The following is a 15,302-nucleotide window of genomic DNA, read 5'->3' as shown; positions in this document are numbered from 1 at the left end:
ACCCTAATGCAATACCTTCTTCAAATCCTTTTCGGCCTGTAAAATATGGCTGTCTTCCAACCAATCGGAGAGGCGGTCTGGCCAGTGGTTAATGGATTTGAGCTTGCGGTTGGTGCCCATATTAAAGGCATGATCGCCACGGGCATACATATGCAGTTCTACGGGCACTTTGGCATCCCGGTAGCGTTGTAAAAGTTGTATAAGCGGTAGCGAGCAGCAGGCATCATCGTTAGCGGCTACCAAAAAGGCGGGGGGCGCATCGGCGGATATATGTTCCGGCACGTATGAGGGACCGGGGTAAACCTGTACGATAAAATTGGGTTTGGAGTTGGCGCGGTCTACGGGGTCGGCAGCTTTAGGGTCGCCATTGTAACCGCCAAAGGCGATCATATCCACCAGTTCGCCACCGGCAGAGAAGCCCATGAGCCCAATGCGGTTTGGATCAATGCCAAATTCGGCGGCACGGCTGCGTACCAGGCGCATGGCACGGTAGCCGTCCTGCTTGGCGTGTACCTCAATTTTATAGGGCGAGAGCGTATCGCGGCCAAGGCGGTATTTCAAAATGAAAACGGTAATGCCAAGGCTGTTGTAAAATTTGGCCGGGGCAACACCTTCAGAATTATAAACCAGCAGGCGGTGCCCGCCACCGGGGCAAACTACTACCGCTGCGCCGTTGGCCGTACCGGCAGGCGGCGCATAGACGGTGAGCGATGGGTTGTGGATGTTTTTCACCCAATAGTCTTTGGCTTGCTCCGGCTCGTTTCGGCGGCTTTCAAAACCCGGAGCACCTTTCTCCCAAAGGGGGATAACGGTTTGTGCTGATGCCCCGAAAGCGCAAATCAACAACATTATGGAAAAGGAATAGCGAAAAGAGTGTATCATAACATAGCGTTTAAAACATCAGTGGACAAAAGCAAGTGCCTCACGTTATGTTGAACTTGTTTCAACACCCCTTCATAAAGGCAGCCACAATGTTTGCTTTTATGCATGCAGGCTGCCTGCCGTGTGAGGTGCCGAAATAATCGGCATGACGGTTGGTTAACTGGTTGCCTTAAATATCTGTTTTATAACTGAATATTACAACAATTATCAAGACGCCTCTTAGCTCATAAACTTCTTCCACCAATTGGTAACCAATGGTAGCACTTCGGTTGGTTGGCCTGGTTCGGGGAGGAATAGTTTGATGTTCTTGTCCTTGCCAAATTGCACCAGGCGCTCGGCAGGTTCGTACCAGGCGTGCGGAGCCAGATTAAAAGTACCCCAGTGGATGCCCATCATGATATCGCCCTTTAGGTCGAGGTGTGCGTTGGAGGCATTATCGGGCCCCATGTGGATATCCGGCCAGTAGGTGCCATACGCGCCTATCTCCAGCATCGTCAGGTCGAAAGGGCCAAAGGTTTCGCCAATTGCTTTAAAATCTGGCGAGTAGCCGGAATCGGCACCAAAATAAATATTATGCTGCGGCCCTTTGATCACGAATGACGACCATAGTGTCTCGTCACGGTGGGTAATCCCCCTGCCCGAAAAGTGCCTTGCAGGGGCGGCCGTAATGTTGCAATCGCCTATCATCACACTGTCACCCCAATCTACCTCGTGGATAAAAGCCTTGTGTATAACCCAGCTTTCGAGGTAAGTACATACACCTACTGAGCATATAAAAGGAACGTTCTTATCCGCAAAAAACTTAATAGTTGCTTTATCAAGATGGTCGTAATGGTCATGCGAGGAGATGATCACATCTATTTTCGGGAGGTCGGCCAATGCTACGGGCGGCTGAAAAAAGCGTTTTGGGCCAAAGGATTGCGAAAAAGATACCCGCTGGCTCCAAACCGGGTCGGTAAGGATGCGGATGCCGTCCACTTCTATCAGTAAACTGGAGTGACCAACCCATGTAATACGCAGGCCTGTTTCCGGCGGGGTATCGTAAATGGAAATATCCGTTTTAAACGGCCCCAAGGCTATCTTTGGCGTGTTTTCTGCTTTATTGTTGATGTATTCCTTTAATATCGGCAGCATTTTGCCAAAACCGGCAGATTCGGTAGGGATGGTATTAATGAATTTGCTTCCTTTTTTGCGCGATCCGGATATGCTCATATAACAAGTGTTTAGCGCAGTAACGCAAAAAAACAGGTTATTGATTGCAACAACTGACCTATTCTTTCAAAAATTCAATAGAAATATCACAAAATTGCAATAGTGTGGCAGGCAGCTCATTGGCAAGGTAAGGATGCACAGCGTTAAACACATGGTCGGCACCTTTTATAACCGCAAATTTGGCATTGGGTTGGGCGGTATGCAGTTCCTCCGCGTGGCTTAAAGGCACGCTGGTATCTTCGTGGCCATGAACAATTAACCAGGGCTGTTTAATTTGGGCTGCTTTCGCAAAAATGTTCAGGCGGTCGGGATTTGTCTCCAGATCCTTCAACAGACTTACTTTGTAGGGCATATTTTGGCCGGTGCGCGAGTTGCGCATGTACATTACACCCTGTAGTTTCCATTGCTGCTCGGATTGTTTTGGCCAGAGGTTATAAAAACTGGAGATAGCCGCCATGCTAACCAGTTTGGTAATGCGCTTATCTTCGGCGGTTTTAACAATGCTGATCCCACCGCCCAGACTGTGCCCAATCAGATAAACTTCCCTAACGGCAGGCATGTAAGATCCGCCGCAGGCAAAATCAATAACGGCGTTAAGGTCCTCCAGTTCCATACTAAAAGTATTATCGCTGAAGGCGATCAGGTCGGCAAAATCTGTCGGGCTATCCGTAGTGGTTCCGTTATGCGAGAAATTAAATTTAAGGAAACGGAACCCATTCTCCGCAAAATATTGGGCAACAAGATTATGTGTACCCCAATCTTTAAACCCACGTATGCCATGCGCAAATATCACCAGCGGGGCTTTTGGGTTGGTATCGTTATAGGTAACATCGGCCAGCATTGCCCTGCTTTTGGCGCCGGGGATGGTATAGTAATTTTTGCGGATCATAATGTGTTTTGAAGAGGGTTAAGATATATAAATATATTAACCCCGTAAATTGCCCGTTAACCGGTTCCAACGAATGCCAAGGGCCGATTGAGTCCGTTCTTCTTCATTTTGTAATCGGCTAATTAAGGCATCTATATTAGCCCGGCTTGGGCTAAGCGTATATAGAGGCTTTCTGTCGGCGGTATCCTCAGCTGGTTTAATAAGTGTAAAGCCGGATCGTTTGATTATTTCTTCTCCTTCGTTGGAGTATGCAAAAGCGCACAAATATAAGTCCTTCGCCAGGTTGCCTTCGTTAACCCAGTTTCTTAAAGCCTCTCTCATAAGTATTTTGATAGCGATAGTTTTCCGAAACTGTTTACATATAACAACGTTAGTTACGTACCAGTATGGGCGTTTATCGGCAGATTTTTTACCCATTATAGATTGTAACTTTAGCTCGCGCTCTTTCTTTCTGCCATGCACAATATCGTCATAGGTGGTTTTTTTAATTGGCCACATGGAAAAATAACCAGCTATAACATCGTACTTATAAAGTACAAAAATGCCGTTGGGATAACACTTCCACCAGCTAACCACAATTTCGAAGGGCACATTATCTTCGCCATATAGGGTCTGACTAACCTTCCATATTTCCTTTAGTTCATTTTCATTGGCGATGGCGTGGTAAGACCATTCTGCTGGCGGGACAGCAATTTCATTGAAGCAGACCGAAAGCTGATGGGTGGCATTTACATATCCTGTAGTGTTAAAGGTATGATGTTTTCGCAATCCCCATAAAAAAGCCACGAGCATAATAGCGCAACTTAGCAAAACCAGTCCGTATATGATAGCGTCTTTATTGATGGGCCAATGTTTATACTCAACAGACTGGACCATCCATGTTAAAAAACTGCTTACCGCAGCTACAACCCCAAAGACCCCTAAAATAAACTTCCAGAATTTCGCCGAATTTTCCGCCATTTACTTTCGATAATTTTTAAGCAAAATATGAAATTTATTTGATTACTTTCTATGCCACCATGCCCATAGTATAAGCAATGGTTGTAATATTACCAGGCGGATACAGGCAACCAAAGGGGATACCGTAAACGTACCTAATATAAAAGGGGCATCAATAACCATTTGGATATGGACCGGCAAAAAAGCGAGCAGCATTAAAATGATGCCATAGGCTGCAAGCCGCCTTGTTTTTTGGAATATGAGCATCAGAGCGAATAATATTTCAAAAATCCCCGCAATAATATTTAAAGCTATGGGATAAGGCAGGTATGACGGAATTATATGGTAATACGATGGCGGGTTATAAAAGTGGTTGCATCCGGCCACAAAATAAAATATGACCAATATCACAAGACTGATTTTTTTGATATTTGTATTTTTGTTAGCCATAATGTTGTTATAAAAGAAAATATTATAAATTTAGTGTGCTTAATTAGTAAAAACTATTTTATTTATAAGCATTCTAAATACTCCTGTTTGACAAAGCCTTGACATTGCATCCTATACAGTATGCTATTTTTGTTGGGTCAAATTTAAAACTGCTTTGAAGTATCTAAAGGTAATAGCTTTTACGCATAAACAAATCGAGCTGAAGGAATTGGGAAAGTTGGTATTATGCCAGGAAAATCTTACCGATAAGCTTCATGAAGTTAAAGCCCGTTTTGGTATAAACGAAATATTTTACCTTGCTACCTGCAATCGTGTAGAATTTGTTTTATCTACACCACAAAAGGTAGATAAAGAATTTGCTCATCAGTTTATAGAATCTTTGGGAATGGGCCTTTGTCACAATTCTATGGGGACATTCCTGGATGCTGCTTCTATATATGAAGACCATGCCGCTATGGAACACCTGTTGCGTACGTCGTGTTCTTTAGAAAGCCTTATTGTTGGCGAAAAGGAGATACTTGCACAATTGCGCAAAGCTTATGAAAGTGGCCGTGAGGCTGGCCTTACCGGCGATAAGCTCCGTTTGATAATGGAGTGCGTGGTAAAAACCGCTAAGGAGGTTTACACCCATACCAATATCTCTAAAAACCCAATTTCGGTAGTATCATTGGCTTACCGCAAATTAAAGGACCTTAAACTTTGTTCAAACGCGCGTATCCTCATTATCGGCGCGGGCGAAACCAACAAAAATATATCCAAATATCTGCAAAAACATAAATTTTCCAATTTCTCTGTTTTCAATCGTACGCTTTCTAAGGCGCAGCAGCTTGCCAACGATTTAGGCGGTGAGGCTTTTGAACTGGAGGACCTGAAAACTTATAAAAGAGGTTTCGACGCTATTATAACCTGTACCTCTGCAGTGGAGCCTATTATTACTACAGAAATTTACGCTTCGCTTTTAAATGGCGATACCGATAGGAAAACCATTGTAGATCTTGCTATCCCTAATGATACCGCGGCCGAAGTGCTGGAACAATTCGAGGTGAACTTTATTGAAGTGCATTCGTTAAACGAGGTTGCTAAAAAGAACCTGCAGGAGCGCTACCACGAATTATCGCACGCCGAAACCATCATCGAGCAAAATATCAGCGAGTTTTTAGTAATGCTTAAACAGCGCAGAATAGAATTGGCGATGCGCCAGGTGCCCGAAAAGATAAAAGAGATCCGTAACAACGCCGTAAACACTGTATTTGCCGAAGAAGTACAAAGCCTCGACAAAGAATCGCGCGAGATTTTGGAAAAAGTGATGAATTACATGGAGAAAAAATATATCAGCGTGCCCATGATCATGGCAAAGGATATATTGATCAACAGTAATTAAAGGTTCTCCAACAAAAAAATGCTGCCGCGAGCTTAGCGCAGCGTAACTCGTGGTGTAGCACAATTTAAGCTTCCAGCTTAAATTAAAAACAAAATATCTATCAACCCTTTCCCGCCGGCATAATCTCTTGCACTGCTGTAGAGATAATGTTCAGGTTCATCAACCCAACCGGCAACAACGGGATTGTTATGCAAATAATCAAGTTTTTGGTCTATCACATAGTTACTCCATAATTCAATGGGATGATTGCCTTGTTGCCAAAATTGATAAGTTTCGTTGTTCGGGTTTAGGCGGCCTTCCCGTTCAAAAAACCAAAGCAGCCAGTCGCGCCGGCTTTCCTGGTGGTTATCGGCGATGGCTTTGGTGAGTTGCTTGGATGTATGGCGTTTAATATCCCTTAGGATATTCTGCATAGGCTCACCCTTTGTGCCAATTATCAAATGCACATGATTGCTCATAATAACCCAAGCATATAACTCGAGCCCTTTGTTTTTAGTGCAGAACTTAAGGCTCTCAACCAAAATGTCTTTATATTCCCGCCGGGTAAACACATCTATCCATCTCACAACAGAAAAGGTAATGAAGTAAAGGCACTCCTGGTCGCGGAATTTATAATTGCTGCTCATGGGTGTAAATTAATAAAATGTGGCAAAAGCTGGAAGCTTTTGCCATGCTGTACCACGAGTTACGCTGCGCTAAACTCGCGGCAGCAAACTTTTTACTTAATACAAAGGTCATTTTGTTGCAATTCATTCAATTCCTGTTCTCTACCATCCCCATAAAAAATTAAATTTGCAGGAAAATAGAAATCCCTTTGGACAGAAAAATAATTATAGGAACGCGTGGCAGCGAATTAGCTTTATGGCAGGCCAACTTTGTAAAGGATAGCCTGGAAGCGATACACATATCCGCCGAACTTAAAATTATAAAAACGCAGGGCGATCGCATCCTCAATCTTAGCTTTGATAAGCTGGAAGGTAAAGGCTTTTTTACCAAGGAACTGGAGGAAGAACTGATTGCCGGCACCATTGATATCGCTGTGCATTCGCATAAAGATCTGCCTACCGAAAACCCTCCGGGATTGGTCATCGCAGCGGTGTCCGAACGTGAAGACCCAGCCGAATTGCTGTTGGTATTAAAGGACTGTACAGATGTTCGCCAAAAATTATCCGTAAAATTTGGCGGCCTGGTTGGTACTTCATCTAACCGCCGTAAAGCACAATTGCTGGCCGTTCGCCCCGATCTGGAGATCAAAGACCTGCGTGGCAATGTACCAACCCGTATAGGCAAACTGCGCGACGAAAAGTACGATGCTATTATGCTGGCCAAAGCAGGCGTAAGCCGTTTAGGCATTAACCTGGATGAATTCCATGTAGAAGAATTAGGCGCAACGGAATTTATACCGGCCCCCGCGCAAGGTGTTTTAGCCATTCAAGTTCGCGAACGCGACCATATATTATACGAGGCCCTGCAAGACCTTAACCACCCCGATGTGGCTGCGGAACTGTCTGTAGAGCGTAATGTGCTTAAATTATTCGGCGGTGGCTGCCACCTGCCGCTTGGTGTTTATTGCCGCAAGGACGATGATAAATACCAGGTTTTTACCAGCAAAGCCGAGGATGGCGAAGGCTTCCCCGACAGGCTTTTTATTGAATCTGATACACTGGAAGGCCTGCCGGAACGGATAGTAGCCAAATTTGCCAAAGACAGGAAATTTCCGCTGAAGGTATTTATATCGCGTGATATTTCTGCCGGAAGTTATTTCCGCAGGGCATTAGAAAAAAATAAGATAGAGATAGAGGCCCGCTCGTTAATTCGTACGGTGCGCACCATTACCCGTTTTGATAGCTACATCCTTAAAAATATAGACTGGGTATTCTTCAGCAGTAAAAACGCGGTTGAATATTTTTTCCAGTTAAATCCAACTTTCCCAAAAAAAGTAAAGTTTGGCGTAATGGGTACAGGTTCTGAAGATATGCTTCGCAAAAATGGCCACTTTGCCGATTTTGTTGGCGAAAGTACCGATACCGCAGATGTAGCTGCTGATTTCGCGGCCATGGCAAATGGTACCGCTATATTATTCCCGGGGGCAGATAGCCCTATGAGGAGCATTCAGCAGGGTTTATCGGCAGAAACAAAAATAATAGACCTCCCTGTTTACGAAACTGTATTGGAAGAGGGCGTGCAGCCAACAGGCGCAGATATACTGGTATTTACCAGCCCGAGCAATGTAGAGGCGTATTTTATAGATAACCTGTTACAGCCACAGCAAAAAGTAATAGCCATAGGCAAATCAACCGGCAAAAAGTTCGACGAAATGGGTGTAAGCTATACGCTACCCTTCTCGCCAGACGAAATTGGCCTGGCCGAAGCGGTGTTTGGAATTTAAGACGACGTTAAGACCCCTAACCCCCTGAAGGGGGAACGATGGAGGGATAAAATATATAATAAGAATTTCAAAAAACGCCCCCTTTAGGGGGTTGGGGGGCAAATGTTACAACGACCAAGAAGAAACCGGAAGAGTGAAGTTATCCGCCAAATGGTGCAGGAAACCCATGTTAGCGCGGCTAACCTGATATTCCCGCTGTTTATTGTGGATGGTGAGAATCAGAAGACCGAAGTGGCATCCATGCCCGGTATCTTCCGGTATTCGATAGATAATTTGCTACGCGAAGTGGAGAGCTGCATGAATTTGGGCTTGAAATCATTCGACCTGTTCCCCAATATTCACGACGATTTTAAAGACAAGTACGCTACCGAAAGCTACCGGGAAGAAAGCCTGTACCTGCGCGCCATTCGTGCCGTAAAAAAGGAGTTCCCCGAAGCTTGCGTTATAACAGACGTGGCGATGGACCCGTACAGCAGCGACGGCCACGATGGTATTGTAGAAAACGGCGAGATCCTGAACGACGAAACATTGGACGTATTAGGCAAAATGGCTCTTGCTCATGCGCGCAGTGGTGCAGATATCATTGCCCCAAGCGATATGATGGACGGCAGGGTGGGCTACATCCGCAAAACGCTGGATGAGGCCGGTTTTAACAATGTATCTATTATGTCGTACTCGGCAAAATACGCCAGTGCTTTTTATGGTCCGTTTAGAGATGCCCTGAACTCGGCACCAAAATTTGGCGATAAGAAAACCTACCAGATGAACCCTGCCAACCAGCGCGAAGCTTTAATAGAAGCCAATTTAGATGAACTGGAAGGTGCGGATTTCCTGATGGTAAAGCCTGCGCTTGCTTACCTGGATGTAATAAAACTAATAAAAGATAATACTGAACTGCCCGTTGCTGCCTACAACGTAAGCGGCGAATACGCCATGATTAAAGCCGCCGTACAGAACGGCTGGCTGAACGAGCAGCGCGCTACCATGGAGGTGCTTACCAGCATCCGCCGGGCAGGGGCAACAGCCATACTTACCTATCACGCTAAGGAAGTGTTGTTGAATAAGTGGCTTTGATACAGTCAAAATTTTAAGGTCAAAAGTAAAAAGCTTTGGGCTTTCACTATATAATAAAGCGCCATTGCGAGGCACGAAGCAATCTCCCGGTGAGCAATATCGGATATGCAAAGTTCAGAGATTGCTTCGTGTCTCGCAATGACGAGTAGGATAACATAACAAAATGAGTATACCCGATATAAGCAGAGCAAAATCTGCAGAATTGTACGAGAAAGCAAAAACCTATTTCCCCGGTGGGGTAAACTCGCCTGTGCGTGCCTTTAAATCTGTTTATGGAACGCCGCTTTTTATTGAAAAAGGCGACGGCAGCCATATTTGGGATGCCGACGGGAACGAGTTTATTGATTTTTGCTGCTCGTGGGGACCGCTTATTTTAGGGCATAATCACCCGGCTGTCCGCAATAAGGTGATGGAAGTGATGCAGAAGGGTATGTCTTTCGGTGCGCCGACAGCATTGGAGAACGAACTGGCGGAGCTTATTATCAGCAATAACCGTTTCATTGAGAAAATACGTTTTGTAAGCTCGGGTACCGAAGCGGTGATGTCAGCCATCAGGTTGGCACGAGGTTACACCAAACGCGATAAGATCTTAAAATTCGAGGGCTGTTATCATGGCCATACCGACGCGCTGCTGGTGAAAGCAGGCTCGGGCCTGGTGACGTTTGGCGAAACCTCATCCGCAGGTGTGCCAAAGGCCTTTGCGGATGAAACCATTGTTGTTGCCCTTAACGATAAAGAGGCTTTGTTAAAAGCCTTCGCGGATTTTAAGGATCAGATAGCTACGGTTATTATAGAACCCATCCCGGCTAATAACGGCTTGCTGCTGCAAAGCAAAGAATACTTGTATTTCCTTAGAGAAACCTGTACCCAAAATGGCACGCTGCTGATATTTGATGAAGTGATCTCCGGTTTCCGTGTCGGTTTTGAGGGTGCTGCGGCATATTACGGCATCCAACCCGATATTCTTACCTATGGTAAAATTATTGGTGGTGGCTTGCCGGTTGGCGCTTACGGTGCATCGGCAGAAGTAATGGATCATATCTCGCCGGTCGGTTCGGTTTACCAGGCAGGCACGCTATCTGGTAACCCGGTTGCTATGGCGGCGGGTATTGCGCAATTAAGTGAATTATTGCGACCTGGTTTTTACGAGGAACTTCATGCTAAAACTGCCGACTTTGTAAAATCGATCCAGAATTTTGTGGCCCAAAAGGGTTATGAGTTTAAAGTATTCACCATTGGCTCCATCTTTTGGTTTGCCTTTACGGATAAGGATACCATCAGCTCAGCGGATGATATTGACCCGGCAAGCATGCTGAAATTTAAAACCATGCACCGCGAACTGATAAATAGGGGGATATATTTAGGCCCATCCGGTTACGAAGTTGGCTTTATATCATCGGCCCATACAATAGCCGATTTGGAAACCACAAAAACAGCTATATTTGATAGCCTTGATATTGTATTTAACCAATAATAGTTTGCTTTAGCAGTAAGTAATTTGCAATTAAAACCATTTACTACTCACTGCTCACCATTCAACACTGAAAAATGAAGAGATCACTCGTTATATTTTATGCCATTATCATTTACGCCCTTGCGGAATTGATGTGGTGGGGGTACATGCTGGTGAACCTGCAGCCCCGCCGTTTTGCCATGATCATGGGCGAAGGCTCGATGTTCATCATTGTGTTTTTAACGGGTGCCTACTATATGCATGCCTCCATGAAAAAAGAGCGAAAGCTGATGGAGCAGAAAAAGAATTTCTTGCTTTCAGTAACGCACGAGTTGAAATCCCCGCTGGCGTCTATCAAAATATTACTACAAACTATCCAAAAGCGCGATCTTACCAAGGCACAGATATTGGATTTTATTGATAAATCCCTGCTGGATGTGGAGCGGTTGGATGATATGGTGGAGAATATGCTGCTGGCCTCTAAAATAGATAACCGCTCTTATAGTTTTCCCAAAGCGGAGTTTAACCTGTCGGTTTTGGTGGATAGCATTGTAAACCGCCTGCAGATAACCAAATGCGACTGCAACCAGCAAATCATTAATGCAGAGATAGAGCCTAAGATTGAGATAACCGGTGATAAATTCGCGCTTACTTCGGTGGTTACCAACTTGGTGGAGAACGCCGTAAAGTATTCAAAACCTTGCATGGCGGTGGATGTTAAACTTTTTCAGAAAGACGGTAAGGTGTTCTTCCAGGTTGCCGACCACGGCATCGGAATATCTGACAGTGAAAAAACACGCATTTTTGACAAATTTTACCGTGTTGGCAGTGAAGATACCCGAAATACTAAGGGAACCGGTCTTGGCTTGTATATTGTTAAAGAAGTACTGGATAAACACCAGGCCAGCATTAGGGTGAGAGACAACCGCCCCGCCGGCAGTGTTTTTGAAGTTGTATTTGCATAATACCTAAATAATAGAATGATGCCTAAAAAAAGAATTTTATTAGCCGAAGACGAAGATCATTTGTTGGAAGCCATTAAACTAAACCTGGAGCTGGAAGGTTATAAAGTTTCTACAGCAAATAATGGTAAAAAGGCCCTTCAGATCTTTAAAGAAGAGCGTTTTAACCTGGTGATACTGGATGTAATGATGCCCGAGATAGACGGCTTTGTGGTTGCAGAAACCATCAGGCTCGAAAATTCTGAGGTTCCCATTATGTTCCTTACCGCTAAAAACACCAATGAGGATAAAATTTCGGGTCTTAAAAAAGGCGCGGATGATTATTTGACCAAACCCTTCAACCTGGAAGAATTGATCTTAAGGGTGAATAACCTGGTAAAACGCAGCCTGAAAGGCGATGAACTGAAAGAGTTTAACAGCTACAAAATAGGCGAGAAAACTATCCATTTCAACTCGTTTGAATTGGTGAACGAGGACACCAGCATTACCCCTTTAACCAAAAAGGAAACTATGCTGCTGAAGCTTTTGATTGAGCGCCGCAACGAGGCCGTATCGCGCGAGCAGATATTGGAAACCGTTTGGAACTATGATGTGTACCCCAGTACCCGTACTATAGATAACTTTATCCTTACTTTCCGTAAGTATTTTGAACCGGATCCTAAGAACCCGGTTTATTTTCACTCCATCCGTGGGGTAGGTTATAAGTTTACAGATCAGCATTAATACATGTTCACAAAAAGGGCACGCATATTAGTCACTGGTCTTTTTGTGGTACTGCTTTCGGTGGTATTATACATGCACATCTATCCATTGGCGGCGGTGTCGGTAATGTTTATTGTGTTGCTGGTTTGGGGCTATTTTAAGCAGGGGCCGATAGTATTGGCGGCTAAACATTTCCACAACAAAGATTACCGCGGTGCCGAACGCCTGCTGAGCGAAGTGGGTCGCCCGGAGTGGCTAAGCAAAAGACGAAGGGGCTTTTACGAGTTTATTTACGGCGGTATCTGCCTGCAAAAGAAAGAATACGAAGAAGCCGAACGCCATTACGAGATTGCCGCCCAATACCCGCTGCGCAGCGCTAACGACCACGTTGCAGCGCTGGTGCATGTGGCCAATATAAACGTACGCAACGGTAACTACGAGAAGGCCAGAGCCTATCTGCAGTTAACCGAGAAACATAAAGACAATATAACTGCTAAAATGAAAGACGTGATAGATCGCGTTGAGCAGGAATTGAGAAAACACTAAAACAGAGGCAAGAGGTAAGAGCCAAGAAACAAGAAGAAAAAGAAGTCTTGTCTCTTGATTCTTATTTCTTGTCTCTCTACTAATTATGAGAGATTCGTTATTTTTAAAAGCCGCATTTTCTGAAACTACCGAGCGCCCACCCGTATGGATGATGCGCCAGGCAGGCCGTTTTATGCCCGAGTATTGGGAGATCAAAAACAAGTACTCCTTCCTGGAAATGTGCAAAACGCCGGAGCTGGCTGCCGATGTTACCATGCTGCCAGTAGACCTGTTAGATATTGATGCTGCTATCCTCTTTTCGGATATCCTGGTAACAGGTGAAGCCATGGGTGGCGATCTGAGTTTTACACAAGGCGTTGGCCCAAAATTTGCCAACCCGGTGCGCACACAAGCCGATATTGATAACCTGCAAACCAACGTTGGCGATAAGTTGCAATATGTAGCCGATGCGATAAAGGTTATTCAGCAACGCCTGAACGGTAAGATCCCGTTGATAGGTTTTGCAGGCGCGCCATTTACGGTAATGAGCTATCTGGTGGAAGGCGGATCGTCTAAAGATTTTAAGCTGACCAAATTGATGCTGCATAACCACCCGGAAATGGCGCATCAATTGTTATCGAAAATTGCAACCGTTACCGCCGATTATTTAAACCTGCAGATAGCAGCCGGTGTAAACGCTGTGCAGATCTTCGATAGCTGGGCGCAGGCATTATCATGGGATGATTATACCGAATTTTCGCACCGTTATATCGTGGAGATCATCAGCAAATTAAACCGTAAGGATATCCCGGTGATCTCGTTTTGTAAAGGCAGTTCGGTTTTCGCGCCGCTGATGGCGGAGGCTAAGCCTGATGTGATCTCTATCGACTGGAACGTTGACCTGCTGGATATTAAAAACCGCTTGCCAAAAGGCATTGCTGTACAAGGCAACCTGGATCCGCATATTTTGTATGCAGATAAAAAAGTGATCAAGGACCGTATCCACCGCCTCTTCGAACGGATGCGCGGTGAGCCGGGTTTTATCTTCAACCTGGGCCACGGCATTATGCCCGATATCCCGTTTGACAACGTGAAGTACGCGGTAGAAGTGATAAAAGAATATAAAGCCTAAGTCCAGCCCCCTAACCCCCTAAAGGGGGAACAGGAGTTTGGTTAGACCAAATTAACAAATCAAAAGTACCCCCTCAGGGGGCGGAGGGGGCATGTATCCATACGTTTTAGCCATACATATCATATTTGTAGTCTGCTGGATGGCGGGGCTGTTTTATATTGTGCGATTGTTTATCTACCACCGCGAAGCGCAGGATAAACCGGAACCAGCCAAAACCATCCTGTCCGATCAGTTTGAGATCATCGAGAAAAAACTTTGGTGGATCATAGCCACGCCAAGTATGTACCTCGTTATTTTGGCCGGTGCGACTATGCTGCACCTAAACCCTGGTTTGTGGACACAACCCTGGCTCCACGTAAAGCTTACCTTTGTTGTAGGGTTGATCTGTTATCATTTCAAATGCCAGCAGATAATGAAGCAGATGGCCAAAGGTGTTTACAAATGGACCTCAATCCAATTGCGCCTTTGGAACGAACTGGCCACCATATTGCTCTTCGCCATTGTGTTTTTGGTGGTGCTTAAAAGCGCGGTGAACTGGATCTTCGGCGTTATCGGCATCATCCTTTTCAGCCTTATCATCATGTCGGCGGTGAAAATCTATAAGTATTTTAGGGAGAAGAAGTAGAAATTTCCAATTAAAGGGCTATATCCTTATCATCATATTTTTCGGTAATCTGCTTTATTTTTGATGCGGAGAGGGCTTCAGCTAATAGCCGGATATCAGCATGCTGCCAGCCACGCTGACGCGGCGCCAACACCGCATAGGTTTTTTTGATCGAATCGATAACGCAAACGTCCCCCTTATCATACCTCGATATTTGTTGCGTGCGATAGGTGAAGAATACCTGTTCAAAAGGCACCGCTTCTACAGTTCTGTTTCCCAGCGAATTCTTTTTTAAAAAAGTTATCAATTTTGCTTCATCATCTATGGTAATGCCTTCTGTATCCTCCATCTTGATGGTTATGTAAATGAATACCGCCAAAGAGGCAAAGGGTATAAGTGCCCCTAGGTAGTCAGAATTGACAACCAACAATGTGGTTAGCACCAACAAAAATACCGAAACAAGATTATTTTTGGTACGCGGCTATATTTGACGGTAAAGGCTTTTTTCAATTATGAATATCTTTATCATCGAACTCTACCTTATTCCATATATCCAATATCAACTTTTGACCTTCTAACGCTATATAAAGCTGAAGTGCTTTCTCAATCAATATATATTTATCAGATATACCGCTTATCTCCTTTGCTTTCGCCAACAGGTTAGCATCAATGTCGATAGTCATTTTCCTACCTAAATATAAGAGTAAT

The 15,302-nt window shown here is 44.7% G+C and carries 18 protein-coding genes; 10 read left to right on the top strand and 8 right to left on the bottom strand.

Annotated elements, in window-relative coordinates; translation table 11 throughout:
- Positions 1-3 precede the first annotated feature (3 nt).
- The 5 genes from EPL05_RS03530 to EPL05_RS03510 all read right to left on the bottom strand — a co-directional run bounded on the left by EPL05_RS03530 (position 4) and on the right by EPL05_RS03510 (position 4,372).
- On the bottom strand, positions 4-882 hold the full coding sequence (locus EPL05_RS03530; RefSeq protein ID WP_128532176.1) for an alpha/beta hydrolase: 879 nt from the start codon (positions 880-882) through the stop codon (positions 4-6).
- A gap of 219 nt (positions 883-1,101) precedes the next feature.
- Positions 1,102-2,094, bottom strand: a complete 993-nt coding sequence (locus EPL05_RS03525) for an MBL fold metallo-hydrolase (protein WP_128532174.1) — start codon at positions 2,092-2,094, stop codon at positions 1,102-1,104.
- A 58-nt stretch (positions 2,095-2,152) separates the two neighbouring features.
- Positions 2,153-2,983 carry an alpha/beta hydrolase gene (locus tag EPL05_RS03520; protein ID WP_128532172.1) on the bottom strand — a complete coding sequence of 277 codons (831 nt, stop codon included), beginning with the start codon at positions 2,981-2,983 and terminating at the stop codon, positions 2,153-2,155.
- Positions 2,984-3,019: 36 nt separating this feature from the next.
- Entirely contained in the window at positions 3,020-3,943 is a 924-nt protein-coding gene (locus EPL05_RS03515) for a hypothetical protein (RefSeq protein WP_128532170.1), read from the bottom strand.
- Positions 3,944-3,985: 42 nt separating this feature from the next.
- The gene (locus EPL05_RS03510) at positions 3,986-4,372 is read right to left on the bottom strand and encodes a DoxX family protein (RefSeq protein WP_128532168.1); all 387 of its coding nucleotides are present in this window, start codon (positions 4,370-4,372) and stop codon (positions 3,986-3,988) included.
- 154 nt (positions 4,373-4,526) lie between these two features.
- Here EPL05_RS03510 and hemA point away from each other — a divergent pair, with 154 nt between their 5' ends.
- Positions 4,527-5,753 carry a glutamyl-tRNA reductase gene (gene hemA, locus EPL05_RS03505; protein ID WP_128532166.1) on the top strand — a complete coding sequence of 409 codons (1,227 nt, stop codon included), beginning with the start codon at positions 4,527-4,529 and terminating at the stop codon, positions 5,751-5,753.
- Between the two features lie 77 nt (positions 5,754-5,830).
- Here hemA and EPL05_RS03500 read toward each other — a convergent pair whose 3' ends face one another.
- Positions 5,831-6,379 carry an REP-associated tyrosine transposase gene (locus tag EPL05_RS03500; RefSeq protein WP_128532164.1) on the bottom strand — a complete coding sequence of 183 codons (549 nt, stop codon included), beginning with the start codon at positions 6,377-6,379 and terminating at the stop codon, positions 5,831-5,833.
- 17 nt (positions 6,380-6,396) lie between these two features.
- On the opposite strand from EPL05_RS03500, the gene EPL05_RS23870 reads away from it, so the two are divergent.
- The 9 genes from EPL05_RS23870 to EPL05_RS03460 all read left to right on the top strand — a co-directional run bounded on the left by EPL05_RS23870 (position 6,397) and on the right by EPL05_RS03460 (position 14,615).
- A complete protein-coding gene (locus EPL05_RS23870) occupies positions 6,397-6,543 on the top strand; it encodes a hypothetical protein (protein ID WP_166727619.1) in 147 nt (48 codons plus the stop codon).
- Between the two features lie 24 nt (positions 6,544-6,567).
- Positions 6,568-8,142, top strand: coding sequence for a hydroxymethylbilane synthase (hemC, locus tag EPL05_RS03495; RefSeq protein ID WP_128532162.1), 1,575 nt, complete (start codon positions 6,568-6,570; stop codon positions 8,140-8,142).
- A gap of 102 nt (positions 8,143-8,244) precedes the next feature.
- Positions 8,245-9,216, top strand: a complete 972-nt coding sequence (gene hemB / locus EPL05_RS03490; protein ID WP_128532160.1) for a porphobilinogen synthase — start codon at positions 8,245-8,247, stop codon at positions 9,214-9,216.
- Positions 9,217-9,379: 163 nt separating this feature from the next.
- On the top strand, positions 9,380-10,690 hold the full coding sequence (hemL, locus tag EPL05_RS03485) for a glutamate-1-semialdehyde 2,1-aminomutase (RefSeq protein ID WP_128532158.1): 1,311 nt from the start codon (positions 9,380-9,382) through the stop codon (positions 10,688-10,690).
- 74 nt (positions 10,691-10,764) lie between these two features.
- The gene (locus EPL05_RS03480) at positions 10,765-11,634 is read left to right on the top strand and encodes a sensor histidine kinase (protein ID WP_128532156.1); all 870 of its coding nucleotides are present in this window, start codon (positions 10,765-10,767) and stop codon (positions 11,632-11,634) included.
- Positions 11,635-11,649: 15 nt separating this feature from the next.
- Positions 11,650-12,354 (top strand): response regulator transcription factor, encoded by a 705-nt coding sequence (locus EPL05_RS03475; RefSeq protein WP_128532154.1) that lies wholly within the window; start codon positions 11,650-11,652, stop codon positions 12,352-12,354.
- Between the two features lie 3 nt (positions 12,355-12,357).
- On the top strand, positions 12,358-12,879 hold the full coding sequence (locus tag EPL05_RS03470) for a tetratricopeptide repeat protein (protein ID WP_128532152.1): 522 nt from the start codon (positions 12,358-12,360) through the stop codon (positions 12,877-12,879).
- Positions 12,880-12,964: 85 nt separating this feature from the next.
- Positions 12,965-13,990 carry a uroporphyrinogen decarboxylase gene (hemE, locus tag EPL05_RS03465; RefSeq protein WP_128532151.1) on the top strand — a complete coding sequence of 342 codons (1,026 nt, stop codon included), beginning with the start codon at positions 12,965-12,967 and terminating at the stop codon, positions 13,988-13,990.
- Between the two features lie 91 nt (positions 13,991-14,081).
- Positions 14,082-14,615 (top strand): CopD family protein, encoded by a 534-nt coding sequence (locus EPL05_RS03460; protein ID WP_128532149.1) that lies wholly within the window; start codon positions 14,082-14,084, stop codon positions 14,613-14,615.
- 10 nt (positions 14,616-14,625) lie between these two features.
- Here the strand turns inward: EPL05_RS03460 and EPL05_RS03455 are convergent, their stop codons facing one another.
- Both EPL05_RS03455 and EPL05_RS03450 read right to left on the bottom strand, forming a co-directional pair.
- Positions 14,626-14,943: a hypothetical protein gene (locus EPL05_RS03455; RefSeq protein WP_128532147.1), complete on the bottom strand. Its 318-nt coding sequence runs from the start codon at positions 14,941-14,943 to the stop codon at positions 14,626-14,628.
- A gap of 157 nt (positions 14,944-15,100) precedes the next feature.
- Positions 15,101-15,277: a type II toxin-antitoxin system VapB family antitoxin gene (locus EPL05_RS03450; RefSeq protein ID WP_128532145.1), complete on the bottom strand. Its 177-nt coding sequence runs from the start codon at positions 15,275-15,277 to the stop codon at positions 15,101-15,103.
- Between the last annotated feature and the right edge of the window lie 25 nt (positions 15,278-15,302).

The organism is Mucilaginibacter gilvus (assembly GCF_004054195.1).
GTDB classification, from domain to species: Bacteria; Bacteroidota; Bacteroidia; order Sphingobacteriales; family Sphingobacteriaceae; genus Mucilaginibacter; species Mucilaginibacter gilvus.
The sequence above is the reverse complement of the archived record's forward strand: the minus strand, read 5'-3'. Positions and strand labels throughout refer to the sequence as shown.